The 26,763-nt window shown below is 45.2% G+C and carries 26 protein-coding genes and 1 riboswitch; of the genes, 17 read left to right on the top strand and 9 right to left on the bottom strand.

The window, feature by feature from the left end; translation table 11 throughout:
• The first annotated feature begins 91 nt into the window (after positions 1–91).
• The 5 genes from MKY01_RS18015 (at position 92) to MKY01_RS17995 (ending at position 2,995) form a co-directional block, all read left to right on the top strand.
• On the top strand, positions 92–433 hold the full coding sequence (locus tag MKY01_RS18015) for a hypothetical protein (protein ID WP_051447323.1): 342 nt from the start codon (positions 92–94) through the stop codon (positions 431–433).
• Between the two features lie 111 nt (positions 434–544).
• Positions 545–1,216 carry a PspA/IM30 family protein gene (locus MKY01_RS18010; protein WP_076210133.1) on the top strand — a complete coding sequence of 224 codons (672 nt, stop codon included), beginning with the start codon at positions 545–547 and terminating at the stop codon, positions 1,214–1,216.
• A 95-nt stretch (positions 1,217–1,311) separates the two neighbouring features.
• Positions 1,312–1,713: a DUF350 domain-containing protein gene (locus MKY01_RS18005; RefSeq protein WP_215077706.1), complete on the top strand. Its 402-nt coding sequence runs from the start codon at positions 1,312–1,314 to the stop codon at positions 1,711–1,713.
• 23 nt (positions 1,714–1,736) lie between these two features.
• Entirely contained in the window at positions 1,737–2,243 is a 507-nt protein-coding gene (locus tag MKY01_RS18000) for a DUF4178 domain-containing protein (RefSeq protein ID WP_076317633.1), read from the top strand.
• Between the two features lie 11 nt (positions 2,244–2,254).
• Positions 2,255–2,995, top strand: a complete 741-nt coding sequence (locus MKY01_RS17995; protein ID WP_339282926.1) for a DUF4247 domain-containing protein — start codon at positions 2,255–2,257, stop codon at positions 2,993–2,995.
• A gap of 114 nt (positions 2,996–3,109) precedes the next feature.
• On the opposite strand, the gene MKY01_RS17990 is transcribed toward MKY01_RS17995, so the two are convergent.
• Entirely contained in the window at positions 3,110–3,400 is a 291-nt protein-coding gene (locus MKY01_RS17990) for an HNH endonuclease (RefSeq protein WP_155985109.1), read from the bottom strand.
• 219 nt (positions 3,401–3,619) lie between these two features.
• On the opposite strand from MKY01_RS17990, the gene glp reads away from it, so the two are divergent.
• Positions 3,620–4,888: a gephyrin-like molybdotransferase Glp gene (gene glp / locus MKY01_RS17985; RefSeq protein WP_339287204.1), complete on the top strand. Its 1,269-nt coding sequence runs from the start codon at positions 3,620–3,622 to the stop codon at positions 4,886–4,888.
• A gap of 6 nt (positions 4,889–4,894) precedes the next feature.
• Complete coding sequence (gene mobB / locus MKY01_RS17980; protein WP_339282925.1) at positions 4,895–5,446, top strand: molybdopterin-guanine dinucleotide biosynthesis protein B; 552 nt, start codon at positions 4,895–4,897, stop codon at positions 5,444–5,446.
• 227 nt (positions 5,447–5,673) lie between these two features.
• Here the strand turns inward: mobB and xerS are convergent, their stop codons facing one another.
• The gene (xerS, locus tag MKY01_RS17975; RefSeq protein WP_036613698.1) at positions 5,674–6,780 is read right to left on the bottom strand and encodes a tyrosine recombinase XerS; all 1,107 of its coding nucleotides are present in this window, start codon (positions 6,778–6,780) and stop codon (positions 5,674–5,676) included.
• A gap of 178 nt (positions 6,781–6,958) precedes the next feature.
• On the opposite strand from xerS, the gene MKY01_RS17970 reads away from it, so the two are divergent.
• From MKY01_RS17970 to MKY01_RS17955, 4 genes are all read left to right on the top strand, one after another.
• Positions 6,959–7,447, top strand: coding sequence for a GNAT family N-acetyltransferase (locus MKY01_RS17970; RefSeq protein WP_036613700.1), 489 nt, complete (start codon positions 6,959–6,961; stop codon positions 7,445–7,447).
• Between the two features lie 78 nt (positions 7,448–7,525).
• Positions 7,526–8,299 carry a glucose 1-dehydrogenase gene (locus MKY01_RS17965; protein ID WP_339282924.1) on the top strand — a complete coding sequence of 258 codons (774 nt, stop codon included), beginning with the start codon at positions 7,526–7,528 and terminating at the stop codon, positions 8,297–8,299.
• A gap of 134 nt (positions 8,300–8,433) precedes the next feature.
• Positions 8,434–9,327, top strand: coding sequence for an aldo/keto reductase (locus MKY01_RS17960; protein WP_339282923.1), 894 nt, complete (start codon positions 8,434–8,436; stop codon positions 9,325–9,327).
• Positions 9,328–9,948: 621 nt separating this feature from the next.
• Positions 9,949–11,295 carry an amino acid permease gene (locus MKY01_RS17955; RefSeq protein WP_076328551.1) on the top strand — a complete coding sequence of 449 codons (1,347 nt, stop codon included), beginning with the start codon at positions 9,949–9,951 and terminating at the stop codon, positions 11,293–11,295.
• Positions 11,296–11,351: 56 nt separating this feature from the next.
• Here MKY01_RS17955 and MKY01_RS17950 read toward each other — a convergent pair whose 3' ends face one another.
• The 6 genes from MKY01_RS17950 to MKY01_RS17925 all read right to left on the bottom strand — a co-directional run bounded on the left by MKY01_RS17950 (position 11,352) and on the right by MKY01_RS17925 (position 17,384).
• Positions 11,352–12,113 (bottom strand): YqcI/YcgG family protein, encoded by a 762-nt coding sequence (locus MKY01_RS17950; protein ID WP_047843355.1) that lies wholly within the window; start codon positions 12,111–12,113, stop codon positions 11,352–11,354.
• A gap of 82 nt (positions 12,114–12,195) precedes the next feature.
• Positions 12,196–12,822 (bottom strand): LysE family translocator, encoded by a 627-nt coding sequence (locus MKY01_RS17945; RefSeq protein WP_282321121.1) that lies wholly within the window; start codon positions 12,820–12,822, stop codon positions 12,196–12,198.
• A gap of 139 nt (positions 12,823–12,961) precedes the next feature.
• Positions 12,962–13,570 (bottom strand): urea carboxylase-associated family protein, encoded by a 609-nt coding sequence (locus MKY01_RS17940; protein ID WP_047843353.1) that lies wholly within the window; start codon positions 13,568–13,570, stop codon positions 12,962–12,964.
• Positions 13,571–13,704: 134 nt separating this feature from the next.
• Positions 13,705–15,201: an amidase gene (locus tag MKY01_RS17935; protein WP_282321122.1), complete on the bottom strand. Its 1,497-nt coding sequence runs from the start codon at positions 15,199–15,201 to the stop codon at positions 13,705–13,707.
• 321 nt (positions 15,202–15,522) lie between these two features.
• Entirely contained in the window at positions 15,523–16,503 is a 981-nt protein-coding gene (locus MKY01_RS17930; protein ID WP_047843351.1) for a DMT family transporter, read from the bottom strand.
• A gap of 143 nt (positions 16,504–16,646) precedes the next feature.
• A riboswitch (FMN riboswitch) is annotated at positions 16,647–16,800 on the bottom strand.
• Positions 16,801–16,883: 83 nt separating this feature from the next.
• Positions 16,884–17,384 (bottom strand): DinB family protein, encoded by a 501-nt coding sequence (locus tag MKY01_RS17925; RefSeq protein ID WP_036673799.1) that lies wholly within the window; start codon positions 17,382–17,384, stop codon positions 16,884–16,886.
• A gap of 143 nt (positions 17,385–17,527) precedes the next feature.
• On the opposite strand from MKY01_RS17925, the gene MKY01_RS17920 reads away from it, so the two are divergent.
• From MKY01_RS17920 to MKY01_RS17900, 5 genes are all read left to right on the top strand, one after another.
• Entirely contained in the window at positions 17,528–18,079 is a 552-nt protein-coding gene (locus tag MKY01_RS17920; protein WP_282321123.1) for a CGNR zinc finger domain-containing protein, read from the top strand.
• Between the two features lie 111 nt (positions 18,080–18,190).
• Positions 18,191–19,570 carry an amidohydrolase family protein gene (locus tag MKY01_RS17915; RefSeq protein ID WP_339282919.1) on the top strand — a complete coding sequence of 460 codons (1,380 nt, stop codon included), beginning with the start codon at positions 18,191–18,193 and terminating at the stop codon, positions 19,568–19,570.
• 520 nt (positions 19,571–20,090) lie between these two features.
• The gene (locus MKY01_RS17910) at positions 20,091–21,527 is read left to right on the top strand and encodes an amino acid permease (protein WP_282321125.1); all 1,437 of its coding nucleotides are present in this window, start codon (positions 20,091–20,093) and stop codon (positions 21,525–21,527) included.
• Between the two features lie 260 nt (positions 21,528–21,787).
• Positions 21,788–22,867 carry a hypothetical protein gene (locus MKY01_RS17905; RefSeq protein WP_282321126.1) on the top strand — a complete coding sequence of 360 codons (1,080 nt, stop codon included), beginning with the start codon at positions 21,788–21,790 and terminating at the stop codon, positions 22,865–22,867.
• A gap of 46 nt (positions 22,868–22,913) precedes the next feature.
• Entirely contained in the window at positions 22,914–23,834 is a 921-nt protein-coding gene (locus tag MKY01_RS17900) for a tyrosine-type recombinase/integrase (protein ID WP_091029457.1), read from the top strand.
• Between the two features lie 282 nt (positions 23,835–24,116).
• Here MKY01_RS17900 and MKY01_RS17895 read toward each other — a convergent pair whose 3' ends face one another.
• On the bottom strand, positions 24,117–25,046 hold the full coding sequence (locus MKY01_RS17895) for an L-lactate dehydrogenase (protein ID WP_339282916.1): 930 nt from the start codon (positions 25,044–25,046) through the stop codon (positions 24,117–24,119).
• 337 nt (positions 25,047–25,383) lie between these two features.
• Between MKY01_RS17895 and MKY01_RS17890 the strand changes: the two genes are divergently transcribed.
• Positions 25,384–26,661, top strand: coding sequence for a YCF48-related protein (locus MKY01_RS17890; RefSeq protein WP_282321127.1), 1,278 nt, complete (start codon positions 25,384–25,386; stop codon positions 26,659–26,661).
• Positions 26,662–26,763: the final 102 nt, after the last annotated feature.

Here is a 26,763-nt window from a genome sequence, read left to right as displayed (position 1 = left end):
TGCGTAGTGTGAGAAGTTTCATTGCGGATTTATCTTATGACAGCCATAATTCCTCCATACATAACATATAGAAAAGGATAGGTGGATGGGTATGAGTACATATGATTTGAAATCCATACGTTTACAGGTGATTGAAGCAGGAGAAGATAAGGTTTTTCTCGTTACCGGAGGAAAGGCGCATATTGGCGCCGTAGCAACGTTCTACGTGGATCATGAGCGCGTAAGCGGGACGACAGTCCATATTCCTGGGCATAAAGAACAAGAGCTGTGTGAGCGGCTTGCCCGAAAGGCTGCCTTGCAGCTGAAAGTAACCGTTACGGTGATCATGGGTATCCATTTTGATTCCATCACGCGGATGCAGATCGACGAAATCGTGCAGACTGCAGAGAGGTTGATGGAGGATCATCTGAACAAAGATAAACGATCTTCCTGACATAAGAACCATCGAATGTTTTGATTTTATTTGCTAAAATTGAAACGAGTTGTAGATTATTACGTATGTATGTTTATATACGATGTAATATCGACTAGGAGGAATAACATAATGTCCATTTTCAAACGTTTGCGTGATCTAACTATGTCTAACATCAACGCCATTATTGACAAGGCGGAAGATCCAATCAAGATGACGGACCAATATATCCGTGACATGCAAGAGGATCTGGAAGATGCGGAGAAAGCAGTAGCTCAACAGATCGCCATTGAAAAGAAATTCAAGCAGTTATTCGAAGAGCAGGAAGCTCTTGTGAAGAAACGTGAAGAGCAGGCGCATACGGCGGCACGTGCTCAGAATCTGGATTTGGCTCGACGTGCCCTGGAAGAGAAAAAGGCTGCTGAAGAGAAGATGGCTGAGTACAAAACCAGCTATGACCAAAACAAGGCTTCTGCAGATAACCTGCGTGGCAAGCTTGACGAAATGCGTAAGCAGTTGACTCAAATGAAGAACAAACGTGAAACACTGGTAGCCCGTTACAATGCAGCAAAAGCCCAAACGGAAATCAACAAAGCGTTGAATGGGTTTGGCTCTGATACTGCAAGTGCTGGTATGAAGCGTATGGAAGAGAAAATGATGCAGATGGAAGCACAGGCCGAAGCAAGTAACGAAATGTCTTCCAAAGGAAAATCTTTGGATGAAGAGTTCGAGAAGTTGGGTAAAGATCAGGCTGTTGAAGATGAACTCGCCGCATTGATGAAACAATACGATAATAAGAACTAATACCTTGGTTGTCAGCAAGGTTAACCAGCGGAGGAGAAGAGTATTTCTCCTTCGCTTTTAAATGCGGTTCATGTTGATATGTGGGGGCTGTGTAAATGGATTTGAACATTTTGGCGATGCTGGTCTGGACCGGATCTGGTTCGGTTTTGCTGTTTGTCCTGATGTATGTTGATTCACTGTTCACGAAATATAAGGATTTTGCTGAAGTTAAGGCCGGCAATATGGCCGTTACTACACGTATGGTTATGAAATTATTTGCACAAGGATATGTACTCGCTACGTCCATTTCTACGGCCGGTCACCTGGGAGAAGCACTTCTGGTCTCCATTGTATCCTTTATCATTTTGTTGATTCTGGAGAGTGTTGTACACTTTATGATTCGCAAATGGGCCAATCTGGATCTGGATACGGGAATTCAGCAAGGGAAGACAGGGTACGGGTTGTTCTCTGGCGCTTTACATATCGTGGGCGCACTGATTATTGCAGCTTGTTTATAAGATAAGGAACAGGAGTAATTCTCATGAGTGTATGGAAACGAATTAAAGGAATACTAACGAAACCTGAACCACCGCAGGCAGAGAAAACGATGCTTCAGCTTGCACCTGGTGATATCTGTGAGGTTTCTCTGGTCACTTATGAAGTCGTTGGTCGGGTGCAAAATCGTGCTCGAAATGCAGTTGTGCTCACATTGCAGGATGGTACCGCATTTCGATATTTGCATATCGAAGAACGGGAACTCACACGTTACGCCCTATATACACCAATTGATGGCAGGCTTGATGCACCTGATGAGGTGCCTACATTGCTGGATCTGGATGGACGCGCATATCATCTGGAGGAAGAGTATGGAGGCATGGTATCAACGGCAGGTAGAACTCCATATGGCCAGGCTGGAGAACAATTGGTATGGCAGTATCAGTCGGATGATAATATGCTTCTTCGCGTGGAGTGGCAAGACAGAAGATTTACACTGTATGAGGGTGAGTCCATTCTTCCTGCGGATATCAAAGTGATTCGTTCGAGCTAGGAGAGGTTCCAATGAAAAAACGCTTGGCACATGGATTAAAATTAATGCTGGTCCTCAGCCTTGTCATGTCTCTGTTGTCCGCGTGCGGAGCAGCACCTTCTGTTCAGGACACATATCCGCTTGAATCGGTTAACGGCAGTGGTAACTCAACGTCCTATGTGTACCGGGCTTCGGACCGTACCGTTCCGGAAGTGGCTCAGGAATTGTCTGACCAGCGGCAACCGGATCAGATCTCGGCAGAGAACACAGAGCGTATGTTTCTCGTGTATCAGGACGAGTATTATCACCTGCAACAAGATCCGAACAAGCCGGAGGATACCTTGGTTGAGGTGGACTCCAAGGAATATGTTCGGCAGAACTACGATTCATCTTTTTTACAAGGTTACCTCACCGCTACATTAATTGGTAATCTGTTCGATTCTTTTGGCGGGCGAGGTTATGGCAACTATAGAGGATATACCAATAAAGATACGTATAAACCGAGTGCAGGGTCTTATCGTGCACCAACAAGTAATGACAAGAAGCTTGCTCCACCTATTACTGTTGAACGGAAAGGTACGATTACAAGGCGCGGAAGCGATAAAGATTCAAGCGTGGGATCTGGCGGAGGATTATTCAACCGCAACAAGGATCAGAGCAAGGGAACCATTGATCGCAACAAGAGCAGTGGTGGGTTGTTTGATTCACCTAAGAAATCCTACAAAAAACCAAAAACCAGAGTGGGCGGCGGCCGAATTAAGAGGCGTAGATAATGATTCAATTATAAGTTTGGCTGCCCAACATATAGTACAATCCAAAAAGAACAGGAAAAGGTATGACGGATTTATCACTATCCGCGCAATTACCTTGGAACTGTTCTTTTTGGTTTACGATTTGCGAACATGATTGGACTTGCGTACGCGGGGAATCGTTGTAGCAGGCTGTTTGCGAATCCAGCGGATAAATGGAATCATTCGTTCATCCTGTCTCAAGGATTGCAGATCCGTGAGACCAAGGGTTACAATATCGCGATTGGTGTATAGCGAATGAATCTGTTTGTGACAGGGGATGCACAGGTTGGCCGTTGGCAGAAATGTTCCGCCCATTTCTTTGGGTGTCAGATGATGAACGGTCGTGTTCACAGGTTCTCTTTCGCATAATTCACATCGATTACTCATGATCATCGCCTCCCTTTGTCACTTATATTATGGGCAGACAAGATGCCTTTCATGTTGAACATAGGTCAAGGAATGTTACACCTGTAAGAAATAAGATTTGTCACAGGATCAATAAGTGATGTACTTGTTATCTTACAGTATTCGGGCTACACTTTCTTAAAAGATGATAGTCTTTAGGAGGTAAGAATACTTTTGAAAATAAACTCACATTCCCATGATATGACAACTGCCAAATTCAATCGTACAGCTGTACAGGTACCGGATGCCCAAGCCAAAATAGCTGCAAGAGTTACTGTAGGCTCCATAGAGAAAGTTCATCTTGAATCTGCTCATGGCCGCACACTTGCAGAGACGATTCAGGCACCCCATCCGTATCCATTTTTCCGGAGATCGGGTATGGATGGATTCGCGATTATAAGTACAGATACCATAAATGCATCGAGTGATCATCAGGTTTGGTTTCGAGTCATTGATGAAATTCCTTGCGGCTACACCTCGGATCACACCATTGTTTCAGGTACAACTGCTCGCATCATGACGGGTGCACAGGTACCGGAAGGTGCGGATGCGGTAGTCATGATGGAGATGACCGAGAGCAAGGTAGAGGACGGAGAACAATGGATTGCATTGAAACGGCACATATTGTCGGGTTCTAATATCACCCCAATCGGACTGGAAGTCCAAGAGGGACAGCAACTGCTCGAAGCAGGAACGATCATCAGGGCAGGAGAGCAGTCTGTGTTAGCTACTTTTGGCATAGCAGAAGTTCCTGTATTTAAACGTCCAAAGGTAGCGATATTCGCAACCGGCACGGAATTGCTTGATGTAGATGAGCCATTACAACCAGGTCGGATTCGGAATAGCAACAGTTACATGCTGCGCTCTCTGGTTGTAGAGGCAGGTGGAGAACCTGTGATGTACGGTTCTATTGCAGACGATGTGAATACGGCAAGGGCCAAACTGGAAGAAGCCATTCAAGATAATGATATCGTAGTGACCACAGGTGGTGTATCCGTTGGGGATTATGATATTATGGGCGAACTTGTGCTGGAAGAACATGTGGAGATGTTGTTTAACAAAGTGACGATGCGACCAGGCAGTGTGACCACAGCTGCTATATATAAAGATAAATTGCTTTTTGCACTTTCGGGTAACCCGGGGGCTTGTTTTGTAGGTTTTGGTCTGTTTGTTCGTCCAACCATTCGTTCCATGCAGGCGGATGCTCATCCTTATATGGAAGAATGGACTGCGATCTTGGAAGAAGAGTACACCAAAGTTAATAATTTTACACGTTTCGTACGTGGACGCACAGAGATCCGCAACGGCATGGTGTACGCGATACCGGCTGCCGCCCGTGTAGATGAATCTAGCGTGATGATCACCATTAAGGACAGTGATTGCCTGATTGTTGTTCCACCTGAGAAAAAAGGCATTCCTGCGGGTGAGCAGGTACGCATTCTCAAACTGCCCTCAGGTCATGTGAGGTAGTAGTAGATGACTACAATGAGTGATACAAAGCCACATATCATACAGATTGTTGGATACAAAAACACGGGTAAGACAACCCTGACAGCCGCGCTGATCGGGCACTTTTCTTCTATGGGACTTAAAGTAGCAGCAATTAAGCATGATGGACATGACCATTTTGAGATGGATCAAGAAGGAACGGATTCGTATCGATTTGGAGAGGCTGGGGCCTCGGCGGTGGTTGTTATGTCAGAGAAACGTACTGCGATTATGGAGCGACAGGCAACCAAGCTGGAGGATATGTTAATTCATCTGTCCGGTTATGATTGGATTGTTGTTGAAGGATTCAAGGATGCTTCTTATCCCAAATTTGTGATGGTTCGAGAAGAGAAAGATCTGACCTTGGTTGATCAGCTTGAAGCGGTAGTAGGTATAATCTCATGGCTACCTTCAGAGCAGTTTATAGAGCGAAGCACTGTAAGCAGAGATACATGGTATTCGGTTCATGAAACGGAGGATATAGCCAAAGCGTTGTTAGCGATGGTTGAGAGCGAGGGTAGGCAGAATGGTGAAGTCTAATCGTAGAAACGTTAAAAAAGTAGGATATTATGATCGCTGGATATGATTGAATGTACAGAAAGCGTGATTTATTCTTTTTTAAATATAACGTAATATTTATTATGTAAACTATAATTATTTCTGATTATGCTCTTCTCCTTGAATAATGCAAAAAAACCAAAAAGCAGCAGACCTTTCTCGGATCGAAATCCTTGATGCGGTTTGCTGCTTTTATTATGTTCGGGATGTTACATCCCTTCGTCGGTACGTCGTTCAATGGCTTCGGACATCGTTTTGTCGGTAAGGTGAGCATAGATCTCGGTCGTTTCCGTAGAAGCGTGTCCAAGCTGCTCCTTCGTTTTGTAAATATCATTTTGCAAATAATAGTCGGTTGCGAATGAATGGCGTAATTTGTGCACGGTCAAGTAGGGTTTACCAAAGCGCTTGGCGTATTTCATAATCATGGCCTGGATCGCTCTTTTGGTCATTCGACTGCCTTCTGAATCTCCGTTACGCAAAGCAATGAACAGACCTTTCTCCCGCTTGGGTGTACGGTAACGTGATTGCCGCAGGTTCATATAAGTTGCGAGTTCGTCCTTGGCCTGTTCCCTGAAATAAACGGGAGTTTTGTACGTCTCATCATTGTTACCTTTGCGATAAACATACAGGAGTTTGTTGTTCAGATCGAGATCATCGACGTTCAGGTTCACAACTTCCGACACCCGTAAGCCGGAATTCAGAATCAGGCTGGCAATACAGGCGTCCCGTTCTTTGTTGATTTCATGGGAGTATAGGGCCTGCTTATTCTTCTCCATATCGACAGCGTAACCTTCAAGAATATAGCCGATGAATTCCAGCAGTTCCTCTTCCTCCAGAATTTTACCTTTGAGTTTGGCAGCGGTGTCCTTGGGTTTATGGGTACGCTTGATCTCGATTTTGGCCATAATGTTCCGCTTCAGCAAAGGATAAAAGTCTTCATCTTCCGCAATCTGGCTCAGGTAATGAAAAAGGGAGCGAAGGGAAGAGAGTTTGCGAGATACGGTAATTCTGGAATTGGTTCCTTCTCGTTTGGTTGTGAGAAATAACCGATAGGCGGTAACCGAATCCATGCGAAGGACTTCCAGTTCAGTCAAGGTAACTTCTTTATTAGAGCTTGCCTCGGAGAGCCCTTCTGCTCGCAACCATCCGAAGAAAGCTTCGTAATCTCTCAGATATTCAAGCAGGGTAGAGGGGGACAGGTCAGGCAGCTTGTAGTCCATGAATTGCTGAACGAACCAAGGCATGGAAGGTAGTTTGTCATCCAGCTTGCGTCGATCAATCTCTTTTTGCACGTTGGTCAAGTTCGACACCTCCATGTGAAAAACATATAAGATTAATATTCAACTTAATAGTATTCTATGCTCTAGTGTACCATAATTTACATGCTCACAGCTTGTTCACCAAAGCAGGCAGTAAGTAGGGTATGCTTCCTTGCCCTTCGGCGCGTAAACCTTTAAAGTAATTAGTATACGTAGAGCAGAGGAGGTGAACCGGATGAATATGAAAATAGAACTGGTTCCCCGGGAACGCAGTCAGGTGATTCGGCATTTAATGCAATTTTATCTATATGATTTTACCAAATACCTGAATATTGATGTGGACAGTAACGGCATTTTTCCGGAATATCCCGGTCTGGAGGCATTCTGGGCAGAAAAGGACCGCAAGTTTCCTTTTTTGATTACAAGTGATGGGGCACCTGCAGGGTTTGCTCTGGTGGAGAAATTGGAGCCTGGTAGTAAGGATAATGACTACTATTTGACTGAGTTTTTTGTGATGCAAAAATATCGGCGTAGTGGGGTGGGCACTCGGGCAGCCTACGAGCTGTTCAAACGTTTTCCAGGAAGATGGAAAGTGACCCAGGTTCGTAACAATGTCATTGCCCAGGCGTTCTGGAGAAAAATTATAGGGGATTATACCGGAGGCCGCTTTCGAGAAAAGTTCCATCCGGAACTGGGCAATCCAAGCCAGTATTTTGTAACCTGATTCCCATCGGGGTTTACCTACATATAAAGCATTCTGCTTGAATGCTGAAATAAAGAATCTGATGAAGGAGTGAGTGACATGAACGTACCCACATTCCATCTCGATGGACAGACAGCACTGGTGACAGGTGCAGGGAGAGGGATCGGAAAAGCAATTGCGATTGGACTTGCCCAGTCAGGCAGTGACGTTGTACTTGTATCCCGAACGATGAAAGAAATTGAGGAGACAGCAGCCTACATCTATGAACAGACAGGGCGTAAAGCGCTCGCTCTGACTGCGGATGTGACATCAAAAGAACAAATGGAAGAGACGTTTCAAGAGGCGATCTCGGAGATGGGTAGCCTGGACATTCTGGTGAATAACGCAGGTATGAACATACGGACACCAGCACTTGAAGTAACAGACGAGCAGTGGGAGACCATCATGCAGACAAACTTAAAATCGGCTTTCTTCGCTTCGCAATTAGCGGGACAGCATATGAAAGAACGTGGGACTGGGAAGATCATTAACATCTCTTCGGTAGGTGGGCATACGGCTTTGCGGACAGGGGTTGTATATGGTGCGACCAAAGCTGCATTAATTCATATGACCAAAGTTCTCGCACTTGAATGGGGCAAGTATGGAATCCGTGTCAATTCAGTAGGGCCATGGTATTTCCGAACACCTTTGACTGAAAAGCTGCTGGATGATCCCCATTATTTGCAGGAAATTGTAAGTCGTACCCCGCTACAGCGAGTGGGAGAACTGGAAGAAGTGGTAGGGCCGGTTGTATTCCTGGCATCAGATGCAGCGGGATACATAACGGGTCAGACGATATTGGTTGACGGTGGAATGTCCATTTATGGCTTCTAAGTAAATGAAGTTGGTTGTAGTTTGGAAAAGTGGGTGGCATAACCAACTCATGGGTAATAACATAAGGGAAGTTGAAGTTAATCTGTATTTCTATTTATCTGTACCCAATTCACTGAACTTGGAGGAAGATAACCATGGAAACGCGCAAGTACGGTAATACTGGCATGAACGTAAGTACACTTGGATTTGGCGGAGCGGAAATAGGCAAAAATGTATCCAAAACGGATGTAGCAACATTGCTGAATAGTGCCCTGGATGCTGGATTAAACGTGATAGACACGGCTGAATGTTACGGTGACAGCGAAGAATTAATCGGCGAGGTGTTGTCACATCGGCGTGATGACTACTATTTGTTCACCAAATGTGGACATGCTGCCGGGATCGAAGGTCCGGATTGGGATGCCAAAGTACTGGAGCAAACGATTGACCGTAGTCTGAAAAGGCTGAAAACGGACTATGTGGATGTTATCCATTTGCATAGCTGCTCCGAAGAAGTACTCCGACAAGGAGCAGTGATCGAAGTACTACAGCGTGCCAAGGAAGAAGGGAAAACCAGATTTATCGGATATAGTGGTGATACAACAGATGCGCTATATGCGATTCAGACCGGAGTATTTGACAGCCTGGAGACTTCATTAAATATCGCAGATCAGGAAGCAATTGATCTTACGTTGCCTGAGGCAAGAAAAAGAAACATGGGTGTCATCGCCAAAAGGCCAATTGCCAATGCGGCCTGGACGTATGAAACACTTTCGGAAGATGCTTATCCATTTATATACTGGAAGCGCTTAAGTGAACTGAGCTATGGTTTTCTGGGTGAAGATGCCCAGGCAGCGGTGGAAACAGCACTGCGTTTTACGCTAAGTACCGAAGGTGTAGACACAGCTATTGTAGGAACAGCCAAGCCCAATCGCTGGCAGCAAAATGCTGATCTTGTGGCTAAAGGGCAACTCCCACAGGAATTGTATGATGAAATTAGAGCACGATGGAAAGAAATCGCCGGAGCAGATTGGACTGGCCGGACTTAAATCAGAAATATTAGCGAAGCCGCCATATGGCGGCTTTTTTATGACCAGCATAAAATATTTTCAACATATGAAAAATTCACAACAACTTTCGGATCAGGGGCTGCGAAAAATTTTAGGGAATAATGTCTATACGTCAGCTTAGTTCAAAACGGGTGACAAAGGATGAAAGAGGAAAAATCCCAGGAAATATCCCTTCTTATAAGCGACTAAATTTATAAAAAACGACGAAGATATTGAGAAAATACGAAAAATAGGCAATCTACGTTCAATTTAAAAGAAATAACGACTGAGTTATAATATTTCAACATATGAAAAATTCACAATAGAAAGATCATTTTCTCACCTTAGTTACCATCTCTCATATAGCCACATTGACGCACCACCAAGTTTAAAGGAAAACCATTATAAGCGATTGAAGTCAACCACTTTTTTGCGGGTTTAAATCAAATTGAAAATATATCTTTATGAATAATCTCTAAAAGCATACAGCTTAAATTCATTATCAGAATAATTTTAACATATTAATTATTATGTAAACTAATAATAATTCTTTTGGTAATACAGACATAAAACCTCCATGACCTGTAAATCGTAAGGGGATAAGGCAGAAGGAGGAGCTTCATGAAAAGTCAGCAACACCGTAAAAACGACGACGAAAAACTAAGTTGGGTCAGCCTATCCTTGTTTGGCGCGGGTTGCACACTGGGAACGGGATTTTTTCTAGGGACCAGTCTGGCGATTCATTGGGCCGGCATATCCGTACTTATATTGTTGGTGCTGGCTGCGGCAGGTACTTACTTTGTATTTGGTGCGCTGGCTCAGATGACCGCAGAAGATCCAAAGGAAGGCGCTTTTCGAACGTATGCGGGCGAAGCATTCGGACCTTGGGCTGGTTTTGGTAGTGGATGGATGTACTGGTTCTCTGAAATGCTCATCATGGGTAGCTCATTAACGGCACTTGGGCTGTTCTCTCAATTCTGGTTTCCCAAGTTTCCGCTATGGGCATTTGTTGCGATCTATGCCGCTATAGGTCTGTTCATTGCTGCACTGGGAGCGAAGGGATTAACCAAAACGGAGAATATTCTTGCTGTAATCAAACTTGCTGCAACGGTTGCATTTATAGCTATAGCAGGAGCGGCTTGTCTGGGTTGGTTACCTGTAAAAGTCACACCCGAGCAATTGAAGAATGAATGGTTCCCGCATGGAGGTAAAGGCGTATGGACCGGTTTCATCTATGCATTCTTTGCTTTTGCCGGGATCGAGGTTATGGGTTTGATGGCAGCTAACCTGAAAGAACCAAAAGATGCAGTGAAATCAGGTCGAGTAATGCTATTGACTGTGAGTACACTCTATGTGATTGCAATTGCGTTGATCCTGTTGCTTGTGCCTTCAGTTCAGTTAACTCCAGATGAAAGTCCGCTTGTCAAAGCCATGTCAACCATTGGATTCACTGTTGTGGTCCACATTCTCAACGGAATTCTGATTATAGCCGGATTCTCGACAATGGTGGCTTCGTTATATGCCATTACGTCCATGTTGGTGAAACTCGCGGAAGATGGAGATGCACCAAAGTTGTTCACGAAGACCCGGGGAAAAAAGGACATGCCACTTCAGGCATTGTGTTGTACAGCGGCTGGATTAGTCCTGTCTACGTTGATGGCATTATGGATGCCCAAGAGTTTGTTTGAATATGTGACGACAGCAGGTAGTCTGGTATTAATGTATACATGGCTGCTCATCTGCATCACGTACATTAAAAAAATGAAGCCCGTGAAGTGGAATCGCATCAAAGTGTGGATTGCCATAGTATTAATTGTGGCTGCTGTGGCTGGGACAGCGATGGAAAAAGCCAGCAGAACGGGTCTACTGGCAAGTGTGGGACTTTTGGTGTTCCTTGGGATCATCACGTATGTTGTTCATAAGGTACGTGGCTCGAAAGCATCGCAGTCAGCACCATCCAAACCATAAGTACCTTTCAGCAACTTTCGTGGAGGTCGCACAACGGATTAATGAGTGCTTAAAGATTATTTCGTCAACTTGCCTAGGGCTTGCTTCATCCGCATGAATGGACATTTGGAAGGTGTCTGCTCATCATCAGGCAGGAAATATTGTTTCCATTCCAGATTATCCTGCTGACCATACCACATCAGCGAAGGGTGAGCAGGTACAGCATCATACGCAGCGAGACGTTTGCGAATTAAGGTTTTCATTTTGCGGCCAAGAGGGGTGTTGTCATTAATGGATTCGAATACCCACCGTGGTTGAAAAGCAAACATGAGATAAGGAAAATGCCGGCTGGCTCGGAGTTCATGTGCAGGAGTTGCACAGAAACAAAAGTAAGGCTCTCCGCCAAAGCAAAACTCCCATGATGAATCATGAGGATCGGTTGAAATATGTTCTGGCCACGGCTCGGTATCGTGTGAACTTACCCGATTGAGCATTTGCCAGAATAACGTCTGATATTGCTCTACCGTTGTATGATCTTTCAGATCACTTGGCGTCTCACAGATCACAACCATGGAAGCGTAATGACCAGTGTCTCTGGAGACAGGACCATATTGTCTAAGCAGATCGGCCATATCTTCGGCAGCATGTTCAGATCGGGGGTCACACGTAAATCCGTACCTCAAATGCCCTGACAGAAATCCCATTCGTCCAGGTACACACGGATACGTATTATTTTCATCGGCGATCATATCTGCAAATTGCGAATAAGCGTCCTGCTGCCAAGATGGAAGACGCTCAAACAAGGTGTTTATTTCGTCGGCACTATACAGCTCCGCCATTGATTCCCAACTCCATTCCACATGATACCGTTACAGTATTAATGTGGGGGAAGTTGGGTGACTGTCCAGCCTGATTTTGTTGTCAGAAAAAAATGGAACGTATAGCTTCGTACCCAAAATACAAACCAAATCCGATCAGGCAGATTCCCGAAATGATAGAGATCCAGCGCAATACATTCTCACTGCTATGTTTGTGGAATCGACTGGCCATTCCAGCCATAATGACATCCCACACCAGAATACCAATGAATATGCCTGAACTGTAGAGCAGCAAATGAGCCGTGTCCGTATGTTTCACAGTTGTCGCGAGAATAGAGCCATAGATCCCCAGCCAAAATAATATATTCAGTGGATTGGACAGGGCCATCAAAAATCCGGAAATAAAAGATTTTCGAACAGTTGCTTCCGCAGTAGATGTACCTTGAATGCCTTGCTTTAGCTTCGAGAGCGTTTCCACTCCCGTGTAAATCAGAATAAAACTGCCAAATGACCAGAGAAAAGAGCGCATGAACGGCGTGTCCAGAAAATGGGCAACTCCAAAATAAATCAGCAGCATATACACCAAATCTGCAAACATAGCTCCGAGTCCTAGAATCCAAGCATGCATGAATCCGTGGCGGGCTCCACGGTCGAGTTGGGCGGCGTTAATCGGACCGATTGGAGCGGACAATGATATTCCCAGAATGATATAACTGAACAGTACAGACATAAACACGTTCACTCCTTAACGGGTTCGATGAATTGTACCAGTTGTCACAGAAAATGGGTACAAGTCATCGTATTCCCGCAAGGAGTGAAATAGAACAAACTACTTTTATCTCATACTGCGTCAAGGCATTGTTATTCTGTTAAAGTTCCACATCCAATTGAATTGGGGTGCAGTTGTATCCGTTGCATGAGCTTTCTTCACAAGGACAAGCGGAGAGCCCAATTGTGAGATCCATTAATGCCTCCATCTCGATATAATCACCTGCACGAGAGTCGGGAGCTACAACATCAATCTTGCCTTCACTGTCTACAACGGACTTCATAAACAGGTTAAATGGATAGTGTTGATCCGGCGGTAAGATTCCGAAGGGTTCTAGTGCTGTGTTCAGATTGTGATAACAACTGGCGTGATTCTTTTTGTCGTATAACACCTCATACATCTCGGGACGACAAGCAGAGTTGAAGAAATCATGTACCCCAACGGTGTCACGGACAATCTTGAGTAAAGGTTGATACTGATTGGAATATACAAATTGTCCTGGTTTAATTCGATAAGTACGCAATACGTCCATTGTCACGCCGGGATCCAAGCGATGGTTAGCATCCGTAGCATCATATGCCACAAAATCAATGACTTGCTGTCCCTCCAGATCCGTTATGCGTAGTAAAGAACCCTTGTTTACTTTCAAGGCATATCCCGTTTTGGCTGGGATACGATAAGACTGTTTATGGCGCTGATTTGTATTCATCTGTTACATTCCTCCGCTACTGTTTGCTTTCAGTATGCGGAGCAGATGATGCTTTCATGCACTGTTATGGCGATGCACTCTGTACTCAGGCAGGAACATCCAATGGTAAATTTAACACACCACATAATACGTCTTTATGCTGGAAATAGTGGATTACCTCTCATCCCGATCCAGAGGTCTGATTGTTCAAGCTGTCCAGCCAGATGTAATAACCAATCTTCGCGTCCCTTGGTTGCCATCACTTGAACGCCCATTGGCAACCCTTCAGGTGTCATATGCAGAGGTACACTTATCGCAGGCTGACCTGTCAGATTTGCAAGCTGGGTGAACGGTGTATACGTAAGACTTGGCTCAAACATTTCATAGATGAGTTGCTGCTGCTGGGTCTTGTCCAATTCACTAATTCGCATCAGATTACGGATTTGTTCGTCATGAGGTGTTAATTCACCAATCTTAGGCGCAGGAAAAGCATTAACAGGTGTGACGTAGAAGTCATAACGCTCGAACAAAGTGGACATCTGGGCTGCAGCTACATCCCATTCAGCTAAGCTATGTACAAATTCCGCAGCGGACACCTTTTTGCCTGCTTCAGCCAGAACCCAAGATTCAATCTCCATATCATCTGAGGTCAGAGCCCGGCCCATGGATCGTTCCATGGAAGAGATCATCGCGGCCATCTCACCACTGTTCATCATGTAATAGTTCTCCATCAACCGAACTCCATTGACTGGACTCAGTTTTTCTTCAACATGATGACCTTGATCTTCCAACCAGCGAACGAGCTTGTATACAGACTCTTTGGCTTCTGCGCTGACAGGTGTTCCCACGGGCGAATCCGTTGTGTATGCAATTTTCAGTTTGCGATGATGTGGATAGCTCATATCAGCCAAGTAACTGCCTGGAAAGAGTGGAGCATGGAACGCAGCTTCGGGCTGAATGACTTGTAACGTATCAAGCAATGCAGCACTGTCCCGAACCGAGCGAGAGAGGGCAAAATCAATCGATGCGCCTTGCCATTGACGACCAACTCCCGGTCCTACAGGTGTGCGCCCGCGGGTTGGCTTTAATCCAAACAATCCGCTAAAGGAAGCCGGGATACGAATCGAACCTCCTCCGTCACTGGCTCCGGCAAGAGGAACAATACCTGAAGCCACAGCGGCAGCGGCACCCCCACTTGAACCACCTGGAGAGTGATTGATATTCCATGGATTGCGAGTTGGACCATGAAGACGGGGCTCGGTAATATTTTTCAAACCAAATTCAGGCGTATTGGTATGTCCTATGAAGATAAAGCCTGCATCACGGAGTCGAGTGACAAAATTGGAATTGCGTAATGCACGATGCTCGCTGAACAAACGGGAGCCTGAAGTCAGAAATTCACCTTCCATGGATTGCGAGATATCTTTCAGGAGCAGGGGAACACCGGCAAAAGGTTGTTCTCCAGGTCGAACCAAACCGGCTTCCTCCCGTGCACGCGATTCATATGTACGAATAACCGCATTAAGTTGCGGATTCACTTCTTCAAGGCGTGCAAACGCCGCTTCAAGCATTTCAACCGGGGATACTTCCCGGGATCGGATCAGTTCAGCCAAACCTACGGCGTCGTAGGAGGTATATGAGAATGAAGACATTATGATCGTTCCTCTCTGAATATATTTCATCTGTTTATTCCATATGTCATCGTACCACCGGATTAGACAAAAGACAAAAGATAGAAGAGACGTAGTGCGATGATATGCATACTCGTTATGAGGTTGGAGGGAAAAGAGGGGGATTTGCATTTGCGAAATAGAGATAAAGCAAAGGGGTAATAGCTCATATTGCTAATTGAGAAAATGAACGAGTAATATCGAGTCATGGAAATAAAAAACCACTGCTCATCTAATTTGATGTGCAATGGTTTTATTTTATATTTGACTATTTGTTTATATGTGAACCTCAGATATATCCACTTACTCTGTACGCAGCTTCGGTGCAGCATCGGCCGCAGTTGATGATCTTTCCTGCTGTCTGGAAATGGCGAAGAGGGCCACCCAGATCAGGATAAAACCAAGCAGCTGCTCCCATGTAATCAGTGTACGGAAAGCAATCCAGTTCACCAACACACCAGCCATCGGGAAGCTAAGTTCTGCGAGTGTTGCAACAGAGGCTTTGGTTGACGACAGACCTTTGTAATACAACAGAAGACTGAGCAAACCAGGTAACAATGCCTGACCGAGAATGTTGAGGATGACAGCAGTCTGTTCACCCGTTCCGGACGGAAACGTCCATGCCGCACCTTCGTTCCACGTCATAAAGATCAGGAGCGGGAGAGCAACGACAAAGCGAAGGGAGGTGACGGTTTCGTAACGCGCCTGACCCAGCATCAATCGTCCCATAACGGTTGAACCTCCCCATAAGGCAGCGGCCCCAAGGGATAACAAGCTTCCAGCATGAATCCAGTTGTCCCAGTTACCTAATGGCAATGTGAAGCCAAATGTAAGCAGGTACGTTCCTGCTAATGCAATGAAGAACAATCCACCGAAGCGACGTGGCAACGTTTCTTTTAGTAACAGTTTAGCCAGCACGATAGCGAAGAGTGGCTGCATTTTTTGCAATAAAAGCACAGTATTCGGATCGTTATGTGTTAGTGCCATGGTGAACAATACCGTTGCGAGTGCTGATCCTCCCCATGAGATAAAAATCACGGCAATCCAGTGGCGAGCGCGCAGGTTTTTCAGATCAGCCCGAAATTTCCACAGCACGGGAATGGCAATAAGACTGACGATGATATGTTCCACCAGTACAATCTGCGTGGATGTCATCGTGTTTAGCAAAATAATTCGGAAGAGTGGGTCGACACCCCATAAGGCGGCGCCGAGAACTACAAGCCAGAATCCGGTATTACTTCGTTCCTTGCGGTAAACAGGTGATGCTGCTGATGTCTTTTCCATATTCAGGACTCCTTCGTCAGAACACGGAATCTTCAGTTGGCAAAATCGACAAAAGCCCCCGTTTTGGTATAACCAAATAAACGGGGGCTCATCCAAGGACATGCGTCAGGAAAGAGGCCTTCCCGTGAACGGCATGTCAATGTGTTGATCTTCTCTCATCCGGACTGTACCGTCGGCCTTGGATTCACACCAAGTCAGTCGCTGAATGTCCTTCGTTAAGAACAATTAGCGAGTCGCGGGCTGGTTCCGAAGAACATCACCGCCGGTTGGGAGTTGCACCCTACCCCGAAGATCCTATTCAATTATATAGTGTGTTGAACAAGCTGTAACATTAATAAGTTCATCTTATTCCTGTAAGCGCTAGCAGTTCAAGCATTTTTTTAGAAAACGATTTTCCAGCTTCCTTGCTGTCTGCGAAGAAGCACGATCTGACCTGCGTGATACGCATCATGGAGTACCCAGCGAGCTAGTTCGTGTGCCCATTTCTCTTCGGAGTCCATATATGCAGCTTCAAGATCAGACTCTTGTAGTGCAGCTAATTGATCTCGCAACTGCTGGGCTAATCGAGTTGTACCCTGCATCAGTGTATTCCAACCAGCTGCATCCGTTGCATCTCCCGGATTCCCAAATGTGTATTCATTGGAGTCTACAGCAGGAAGTGTAGGCTCCTTACCTTGCATGCGACATAATAAGCGATGGTTGTAATAATACATATGGTTAACCAACTGCCAGATGCTTAATCCCCCTGAGGGTGGAATCCAGGCTGCTTGTTCTGCTGTAAGACCCTCCAAGGATTTCGACAAAGGTACAATCCAATTACATTGATCCCAAGTATCATCCTTTTGAATAAGTAACACATCTAGTGCTGTTGTGTTCGTCATTGCCTTTTCCTCCTTGCGTATAATTGTGATTTGTGATGTAACTAGCTAAAACTGATTAATGAGGTTACACTTAATATAACACATCAAAGATAAGTTGTAACCTTCTTGGTTTAATTAGATGGTTACAATAAACGGAGGTATATATGGACAGGTTATGGACCGATTTTGTAAACAGCGATTATCACGACTGGCGTGGGGGAGATCGATCGGAGGACAGACTTGGGAAGGCGAACTGGCAGCAAGATTTTCTGGAACGATGGCAACTTAACGCTTCTGTCCCTGCATCTCCAGAAGAGGAGTTGTCGATGAGAAATTTCAGGAATGAATTGATAGCTCTTGGAGCCCGCTTATCTTCTGGAGCATCATTAACGGATATAGAAAAACAATGGTTGAACGGCGTTATGCAAGCAGGGCATGTGAGAAGAACATTGACTACAATTGATCAGGAACTGAAACTCCAACTGGTAGCTGTAGAAGCACATTGGAGTCAGGTTATGGCTGAGGTAGCTGCTGACTTTGCTTTGACTTTGGTAGAGGGAGAAGGCGGCAGGATCCGGATCTGTGATAATTCGGATTGTCGCTGGATGTTCTATGATGATACCCGAAGCAGAACACAGAAGTACTGTGATGATAAGATGTGTGGAAATCTGATGAAGGTCAGAAGATTTCGAGCAAAACGTAAATCCCAAAATTGATAAATACTAACAATAACTATATAATGTATATATACTAGCGAAAAAATAGTCAGAAGCAGTACGGATTCGTAAGCAGGATGTGATCGTCTTTCAAACCAAAATAGATGGGAGATGTTTCTTGTGCGGACAAGTTATCTGTTGAAAAATGGCTGTGTGTTGTCGATGGATGCTAAAATTGGACAGTATAAGAGGGCGGACGTTCTGATTCAGGATTCACTGATCATGGCTATTCAGCCCGACCTGGATATTCCGGATGCGGAGATCATTGATGCTTCATCGATGATTATTATGCCTGGGCTGGTGGACACACATCGGCATATGTGGGAATCACTTGTCAAAACAGCGGGAACCAACTGGTCGTTACCAGTTTATTTGCAAAATCTCTATTATGGTGCGATGGGAAGCAAGCTCCGCCCACAAGATAGTTATATTGCCAATCTGCTCGGTTCCTTGGAAGCGCTTAACGCAGGAGTGACGACAGTAATGGATTGGAGCATGCCATATTCCCCTGACCATACGGATGAACTGATTCGTGGACTTCAGGATGCTGGCATTCGGGCGGTATTTGCTCACGGAGTACCTGGTGAGACGGACTACTGGAATCGGGATAGTCAACTCACGTATCCGAATAATGATGTGAGAAGAGTCAAAGAACGTTATTTTTCATCACGGGATCAATTGCTTACTTATGGGCTTGCCATTCGTGGTCCGGAGTTCAGTCATTGGGATACAACCGTGAAAGAGATCGAGCTAGCACAAGAACTGGATGCGATCTGTTCCATGCATGCCGGATTTGGCAGTTGGGGATCTGTGGATCGCTCGATCAGTCACTTGTACGAAGCGGGACTGTTAAGTCCACGGGTGAATATCGTTCATGGTAACACCATGGGCATGGATGAATACAAAATGCTGGCAGATAGCGGCGCTTCCTTGTCGGTCACACCTGAGGTTGAAATGATGATGGGTCATGGATATCCGGCCACCGGCTATTTTCTTGAACATGGGGGAACACCTACACTTGGTGTAGATGTAGTGACGTCTACAGGCGGAGATATGTTCTCGCAGATGAAGTTTGCACTTCAGGCTGAACGATCCAGAGCCAATGAACAACTTTTACAGCAGGGTGAGATGCCTGGTGAGTTGAACTTGCAGTCCAGCCAAGTGCTGAGATTTGCAACTTCAGCTGGTGCCCAAGCGTTGGGATTGGAGCAGAAGGTGGGTACGTTGACCCCAGGGAAGGAAGCGGATCTGATCATGATTCGTACCACCGATCTGAATATGTTCCCCGTTCATGATCCAATCGGCGCTGTTGTGCAATTTGCCAATCCATCCAACGTGGATACGGTCTTTGTGGCAGGTAGACTCGTGAAGCGAGAGGGTAAGCTGTTGAATGTTGATCTGGATGCGATTCGTCATGCGGCGATGCAGAGCAAAGATTATTTGTTAACCCAATACAGGATGTCCGACGCGGAGAGAATTGCGTTCTCATAATTTACTTTTTCATAAAAACCTGAAATGAAGTCAGTTCGTATTTTTATATACACTTCTACCTATAGTAAGAAATAAAGGGCCGCATAATGATATGTGGCTCTTTTACATGCCTTCATATCGTGGAATTAGACAGGATAAGGGAGGAAGGGACAGCGAAAAAAGACGAAAAGAGCTCTCTTTTTCTTAACTTCAGATAACAAGAGATATAAGATGTTTTTCGTTAAAAAATAGGCTCATAAAAACTGCGCATAATATAAATTATACGCAGTTTTGTTTTAAATCCATTTTCATATTCAACCACGTGCAACAGATCATGATAAATTTCGCGGAAAAAGAACAAAATAAGTGATCTTCAAAAATAAATTTAACCAAGCAACGCGATAACGTGTAGAATTCGATAGGTTTTTATAGGTGATCGATAAGATAGAACAAATGACTTTTTCATAGAACAGTTGGGAAGCCATCCAATCGCTGCTACATCCATAGCACATTCAAGATTCATGACGAGAGGAACATGACTATGCGTGAGAACAAACAACGATCTTCATTATTTCGCAAAAAACCAATTGCCTCGGAGGGCGATAACAGCAGTGCATTGAAAAGGGCGCTCGGTCCGTTGGACTTAACCACACTTGGGGTAGGTGCCATTATCGGCACAGGGATTTTTGTGTTGACTGGTGTAGCTGCCGCAACGTATGCCGGCCCGGGACTTGTACTGTCATTTTTACTGGCAGGTATTATATGTGCATTCGCTGCATTGTGTTACTCGGAATTTGCCTCAAGCATACCGGCATCGGGTAGTGCGTACACGTATAGCTATACGGCTTTTGGCGAAGTGATTGCCTGGATTCTGGGATGGGATTTGATATTGGAGTATGGTTTTGCAAGTGCGGCGGTAGCCAGTGGATGGTCTGGATATTTCCAGACGTTATTGTCCGGATTTGGATTGGAGTTACCTCATGCGCTAACGAGTGCGTTCAGCCCGGAAAAGGGAACCTATTTTGACATCACGGCGGCGGTCATTACGTTAATTATCACTTTCCTGCTTACCCGAGGGGTGAAGGAAGCTGCTCGTGCGAATGGCATCATGGTAGCGATTAAAATTATCGTGGTGCTGATCTTCATTGGTGTAGGTGTTTTCTATGTAGAGCCAACTAACTGGCAGCCATTTTTGCCTTTTGGTATCTCAGGTGTAACAGCTGGAGCAGCAACCGTATTTTTTGCTTACATCGGATTTGATGCGGTCTCCACAGCGGCAGAAGAAGTTAAGCAGCCACAACGAGATTTGCCGATTGGAATTATTGCGTCACTGGCAATCTGTACCGTTCTCTACATCGTTGTATCGTTGATCCTCACAGGGATTGTGCCTTATAACATGTTGAATGTAAGTGATCCAGTTGCGTTTGCATTTGAATTTGTTCAATTGAAGGGATTGTCCTGGATTGTATCTCTTGGAGCGATTGCCGGCATTACGACCGTATTGCTGGTCATGATGTATGGTCAGACACGTCTGCTCTATTCCATGTCTCGTGACGGCCTGCTGTCACCTGTCTTCTCCAAAGTTAGTGGCAAGAGTCAGACACCAGCGGTAGGGACATGGGTTGCGGGCATTATCGTGGCTCTGTTCTCCGGGTTCATCTCGTTGGGACATTTGGCGGAGCTTACGAACATCGGAACGTTGTTTGCTTTTGCAGTTGTAAGTCTGGGCATTATTGTGTTGCGTAAAAATAACCCTGATCTCAAACGCGGATTTCGCGTTCCACTTGTGCCACTGATTCCGATTCTGAGTGCATTGGGTTGTGTATACTTAATGACACGCCTTGCAGCGCTGACATGGGTTACGTTTTTTGTTTGGTTGATCATCGGATTAATTATCTACTTTGCGTATGGAAGGCATTACAGTCATCTGAATCCGAAACGCCGGATCTCGAGTGCTTTCAGAGCAAAGGATAAATAGATTAGTCGAGAACATCTTTAACCGAGAATATCTTCATTTTTCCTCATTTCGTATCGCTTAGGCGAAGCGGGATGGGGATTTTTTTTATATAGAAAGATAAAGGATGATAACAGCAGGGGAAGGTTGGGATTTTCTTCATATATGGGTAAGTAATAAGGGACGTGACGAACTTAATCACGGGGGCGGGGTTGCGGCTAAGCCAAATATGAAATATATTTGAGGATGTGACATGCCATCAGACATAAGAGAGGGGATGTATCATGAACACACCATTACATACGAATTCAGATCATCAAAAAGCAGCTTTTGGATTTGCACTAGCTGACTCATCCGTACTTGCAGAGGCGCAATTAATTGTTTCACAATTAGGACGTGAAGACGGATTGCAGTTGGATATTGATCCGCAGCGCCTTCTGAAGGATGGACGTAAGGTATCTGTCATTGCACAACAGTTGGATTCACCGGTCAATCGTCAGGATGCCAATATCATCTATGGTCAGGAGCTGGCATACGTGCAGTATGCTGTTAACCTGAAACCGGATAGCTCAATCTCCATTGCATCTATTGAAGGCGTTGAACAGTCTGTTAATCTTGGTTGGGCAGTATTTACAGAGGGGGAATACGAACTTCGAATCTCCCTGCATATGAAAACACCTCGTATTGCTGAAGGTACACTCGAACCTGAACAACTTGCAATGGTTAAGTATGCGCAAGTTATCACCGTATATATATCGCTTTTCCCGGCAGAAGCAGCGTCGTTGAGTTCACCATCTCAAGCTGTGTGGAGCAGAAACCATCATGTGTTTGACTCCTACGGCAGAGGAGGATTTATCCTCGCTGACCTGCCTCGACTCGCTGAACGTGTAGGGGAACTGATGGGACCGGGTAACCATAATCTGATCGAACAATTTGCGGAAGGCGAACTGTCGGATACGTTGCTGGAAGAGGGGATGATGGCGATCGCCTGGGGCGTGACTCCGTGGTGTTATTCACTCTATTCTGCACCAGATGAGCAGTCGGCTGGAATACTTGCCGTGGACAAGCTGGGCGACGAACCTGAACGGCAAGGGATCTACCGTATTGATCCGTCCATTCAACAATTAAGTATCGTACCTGCGAATGAGCTGGCTTATTGGCCTGCCTGCGTTCAGAACGATTGGCCTGTCATTGATGTGGCAGGTGAAGGCGAGACGTTGCACATGGATTTATATACTCAGATCTGTGAATCCGTGAATGGCCTGCACGAGAATCCATTGCCATCGTTTGTACTTACCCGTAGTCAAGGCAAACCCGAAACGATCATTCCGCTGATTGACATTGTCATTGTGGATGAAGCGTAGAGCACTGTTCAACTTATAAAGAACCGAATTGAGGTGACGTAGACAGATGATGACCGAGGAGATTCAGGAGCAATATGCGGACGAGCTAGAAGCTTTTCACATATGGATGAAGGACGCCGGATATACAGGCCATACGGTAAAATCATACACGGGTGACGTGGTGGAATTCCTGGTCTCCATTCAAGGAAAGTCACTGGAGCAGGTCAAAAAGCTGCATGTGTTGTCTTTTCTGTCCCGCGCGCGGGAGCGTGGGGTTAGTGATGCCACGAGAAATCGCAAACATGCGGCGGTGAACTGTTTTTACAAGTCCCTCATTGAACTCGAATTGTTAACCAATAATCCGGCGTTTGGGATCAAAAAATCCAAAACCGAAAAAAACCGTGCGCCCGTTTTCCTTGATGAAAGTGGGCTGACACGTTTTCTGGAGTCGGTAGAAGGCAAGTATCGTACACGTAATCTGGCTGTTTTTCTATTGATGGGATATATGGGATTACGGGTTGGAGAAGTACATGCGTTGGATTGCAAAGACTATAATGCGGAGCGGCGTACATTGGATGTATTTGGTAAAGGTCGGAAATGGCGCTCGCTTCCTGTACCGGAGACTGTGGCAAAAGTATTATCTCAAGCTATGGCTGAGCGTCTCGATCCTTGGCGGCCAAAAGAGGAAGCACTATTTGTCTCGCAAAAAGGGAAGAGACTGTCGATTCGCAGCATCCAGCTCATATCTACAGAAACCTTTGAACGCTTCCAGCAGGAATCACCAGCCAATCAACGTCAAAACTACTCCAGTCATAAGCTGCGTCACTCCTTCGCGACCATGATGTTACGGCGTGGAGCCGATCTGCGTACGGTGCAGGAGCTGCTCGGTCATGCATCGATTCAAACGACAACGGTGTACACTCACGTCACCAGTAGGGAGAAAGAAGAGGCTATGGCTTTGCTGGACGTTAAACTTCCGTCATATTAGAAGTGAAAAGCTAATATTTAACCCGAAAAGGAGTCTGTCCAAGTGACAGGCTTTTTTTTGTTTTCATTAAGACGACGGAAGATTTAACATAACTAATATTATGTAAACTTTAACTAAAATCTAATATCTTAAATAGTCATTCTTATAATTGAAATAAACCAAAGAACCATTCGCCTCTTCTCTTTAGAAGAAACAAATGGCCCTTTTGGCTAAGACAGATATCTTAATTTACAAATTTTAACGTGCTAAATCGTTCACGATATGAATGATTGCGCGATTGAATTACTCGAGTCCAGTGATCTGTTCTTTTAATTTGTTAGCAGAAGCCTGGAAAGCCACTTTTTCGGTTTCATTCAACGGAAGAGGCAGAATTTCGCGCACACCGTTGCGATCGACAACACATGGAACACCCAGATAAACATCCGATACACCATTGTAATCTTCAAGGTACGTGGATACGTTCAGAACGGAGCCTTCGTTGCCGAGAATTGCAGCTACAATGCGGTCCAGAGCAAGGGCGATTGCATAGGAAGTCGCTCCTTTGGCATTAATAATCTCATACGCTGCATTTTTGGTACGGTCGAAGATATCCTGCTGTGTTTCTTCATCCAATTCCAGATCTGTTCCTGCAACGTTAGCCAGGCTCCATACCGGTACTTCGGAATCTCCATGCTCACCAATAATGTGTGCGTGAATACTACGCGGGTCGATCCCTTTATTTTTACCAATCAGGTAACGGAAACGTGCGCTATCGAGCAATGTACCTGAACCGATGACACGGGAAGCAGGCCATCCACTTTGTTTCCATGAAGTGTAGGACAAAATATCTACAGGATTAGTTGCAATCAGCAAAATACCATGAGAATTCACTTCAGTAATACGCTCGATAATATCTTTGAAAATGCTTGCATTTTTCTTCAGCAGATCAATCCGGGTTTCGCCCGGCTTCTGGGAAGCACCGGCTGTAATAATAATGATATCTGCATCTTTGCAGTCGGAATAATCGCCAGCCCATACTTTCACGCCTCCCGTAAATGGAAGACCGTGGTTCATATCCAGCATTTCACCGGTTGCTTTATCATGATTCACATCCACAAATACCAACTCGGACGAACGCTGTCTCAACATTAGCGTGTATCCCGTTGTTGTTCCCACCGCACCCATGCCTACAATTACGACACGACTTGGTTTCAGAGCTGCACTATTTGTCATGTTCAATATCCTCTCCTTTTTGGGTTATACTCCCATCCATATTAAGGGATTAGAGAATATAAAGCGAGTGTTGTCTATAAAATAGTTCACATTTCATGTCTTTTTACCAATTATTCCGTCGAAAAACAGTTTAGGATGAAATTAATGGTAATAAATGTACGACTAATAGCCCAGAGTATGAGCTAGAAAAAGGGAGCTGGCCGACCATGAGTGGGCAATGAGCCTTTTACATAAGGTTTGTGGTAGAATAGGAGCAGTGGATTCTGATGAATCGTAAATAAAACGCCATAGGACAGGCATGCGCGCCTGTATATTGGATGAGAGAGGTGGAACCCACTTGCGTTTGCAATGGATTAAAATCGCGCAGACAGCATTACTGTCTATAGGTATAGCAGCTGTATTGGCTGCATGCACCGAGTCAGATCAACCTCCGGTAGCAGAACCTCCGCAGCAGCAGGAGGACGCCGGGAATACAGGGCAGACATTAACTGTCGTTCCCCCTGTGAACAGTACAGAATCTGCAGATATGGCCAAGTACCAGATACAGACCCGTTTGACCGATTTTCAGTTGCTCAATGACAACGGAGGATTGGCGTGGGGGGTGACGCGGAATGCGCTGCGCCTGTACTACACTCAGGATCAGGGAAAGACCTGGACCAATATTTCACCTTCGGAAAATGTACAGTTTCCGGCTAACCCTAAATATGGACAAAGCATTTATTTTGTAGATCGTGCACATGGTTGGATTGTTCGTGAAGGCATGGGTGGAACCGATACCATGGTGCTTCGCACCAACAATGGAGGCGTAACTTGGAGCCTGTCTTCTCTGTCCAAGACGGATAAAGTGACTGCGATCTCATTTGTATCTCCTGAAAAAGGTTGGATTCTCACCACGGTCGATACCGCTATTGGTAAACAGGACAAGAAACTTTACTTCACCGAGGACGGTGGAATTACCTGGAATCGGATGTCATCCAGTGATGAAGATGGCAAACAGGAAGCAGAAGAGATTTCCAAACGTGGATACACCACGGGCATGACTTTCTCGGATCCAAAACATGGTTTCTTAACAGCGCTGGAGTTCGGCACACCGAAGTTGTATGTAACATCAGACGGCGGAGAAAACTGGAATACTGGACCATCCTTCTTTGATCGAAACAAATTCAACGGGTGTGGTAATTTCAGTGTTAGTTCACCACAATTTTTTGGACGTGAAGCGCAATCAGCCTGGATGTCAGTGTCTTGTTCTCAAGGGGAGAGCACGACATTTAATGGATTCTTTACCACCGATGGAGGAAAGAGCTGGAAGCTGTCCAATTTCACTTTAAACAAACAAACGGGTCCGAATCGTAACCTTTCACCAGTATTTCTGAACGCATCGGAAGGTTGGGCGATGCAAAAGGGCATAACCTACCACACCAAGGATGCGGGCAAAACGTGGAGCGCTCTTCCTGCAAGCAGTGTACTGGAGAAAATTCTCGAAGATTATCCGGAGATTGTGAAGATGCAGATGGTTACCCCCAAGCTTGGCTGGATATTGGTTGAAAATACAGATGCCAAAAGATCGTTGTTATTGCAAACGTTAGATGGCGGTGTACATTGGAAAGTACTTTAAACTAAAGTGTTATCGATGTGAATAGATAGGAGAAAGGAGAGGAGCCTACGGGTTCCTTTTCTTTTTTTGCTTAGTTTGTGAAATAAATCACAAATAAATCCA

It is taken from the genome of Paenibacillus sp. FSL R5-0486 (assembly GCF_037975155.1).
GTDB lineage: Bacteria > Bacillota > Bacilli > Paenibacillales > Paenibacillaceae > Paenibacillus > Paenibacillus amylolyticus.
This window is presented reverse-complemented; position numbering and strand designations above follow the sequence as displayed.

Coding starts and splice junctions, on each gene's coding strand:
- MKY01_RS18015 (WP_051447323.1), top strand. CDS start 92: ATGAGTACATATGATTTGAAATCCATACGTTTACAGGTGATTGAAGCA.
- MKY01_RS18010 (WP_076210133.1), top strand. CDS start 545: ATGTCCATTTTCAAACGTTTGCGTGATCTAACTATGTCTAACATCAAC.
- MKY01_RS18005 (WP_215077706.1), top strand. CDS start 1,312: ATGGATTTGAACATTTTGGCGATGCTGGTCTGGACCGGATCTGGTTCG.
- MKY01_RS18000 (WP_076317633.1), top strand. CDS start 1,737: ATGAGTGTATGGAAACGAATTAAAGGAATACTAACGAAACCTGAACCA.
- MKY01_RS17995 (WP_339282926.1), top strand. CDS start 2,255: ATGAAAAAACGCTTGGCACATGGATTAAAATTAATGCTGGTCCTCAGC.
- MKY01_RS17990 (WP_155985109.1), bottom strand. CDS start 3,400: ATGAGTAATCGATGTGAATTATGCGAAAGAGAACCTGTGAACACGACC.
- glp (WP_339287204.1), top strand. CDS start 3,620: ATGACAACTGCCAAATTCAATCGTACAGCTGTACAGGTACCGGATGCC.
- mobB (WP_339282925.1), top strand. CDS start 4,895: ATGACTACAATGAGTGATACAAAGCCACATATCATACAGATTGTTGGA.
- xerS (WP_036613698.1), bottom strand. CDS start 6,780: ATGGAGGTGTCGAACTTGACCAACGTGCAAAAAGAGATTGATCGACGC.
- MKY01_RS17970 (WP_036613700.1), top strand. CDS start 6,959: ATGAATATGAAAATAGAACTGGTTCCCCGGGAACGCAGTCAGGTGATT.
- MKY01_RS17965 (WP_339282924.1), top strand. CDS start 7,526: ATGAACGTACCCACATTCCATCTCGATGGACAGACAGCACTGGTGACA.
- MKY01_RS17960 (WP_339282923.1), top strand. CDS start 8,434: ATGGAAACGCGCAAGTACGGTAATACTGGCATGAACGTAAGTACACTT.
- MKY01_RS17955 (WP_076328551.1), top strand. CDS start 9,949: ATGAAAAGTCAGCAACACCGTAAAAACGACGACGAAAAACTAAGTTGG.
- MKY01_RS17950 (WP_047843355.1), bottom strand. CDS start 12,113: ATGGCGGAGCTGTATAGTGCCGACGAAATAAACACCTTGTTTGAGCGT.
- MKY01_RS17945 (WP_282321121.1), bottom strand. CDS start 12,822: ATGTCTGTACTGTTCAGTTATATCATTCTGGGAATATCATTGTCCGCT.
- MKY01_RS17940 (WP_047843353.1), bottom strand. CDS start 13,570: ATGAATACAAATCAGCGCCATAAACAGTCTTATCGTATCCCAGCCAAA.
- MKY01_RS17935 (WP_282321122.1), bottom strand. CDS start 15,201: ATGTCTTCATTCTCATATACCTCCTACGACGCCGTAGGTTTGGCTGAA.
- MKY01_RS17930 (WP_047843351.1), bottom strand. CDS start 16,503: ATGGAAAAGACATCAGCAGCATCACCTGTTTACCGCAAGGAACGAAGT.
- MKY01_RS17925 (WP_036673799.1), bottom strand. CDS start 17,384: ATGACGAACACAACAGCACTAGATGTGTTACTTATTCAAAAGGATGAT.
- MKY01_RS17920 (WP_282321123.1), top strand. CDS start 17,528: ATGGACAGGTTATGGACCGATTTTGTAAACAGCGATTATCACGACTGG.
- MKY01_RS17915 (WP_339282919.1), top strand. CDS start 18,191: ATGTTTCTTGTGCGGACAAGTTATCTGTTGAAAAATGGCTGTGTGTTG.
- MKY01_RS17910 (WP_282321125.1), top strand. CDS start 20,091: ATGCGTGAGAACAAACAACGATCTTCATTATTTCGCAAAAAACCAATT.
- MKY01_RS17905 (WP_282321126.1), top strand. CDS start 21,788: ATGAACACACCATTACATACGAATTCAGATCATCAAAAAGCAGCTTTT.
- MKY01_RS17900 (WP_091029457.1), top strand. CDS start 22,914: ATGATGACCGAGGAGATTCAGGAGCAATATGCGGACGAGCTAGAAGCT.
- MKY01_RS17895 (WP_339282916.1), bottom strand. CDS start 25,046: ATGACAAATAGTGCAGCTCTGAAACCAAGTCGTGTCGTAATTGTAGGC.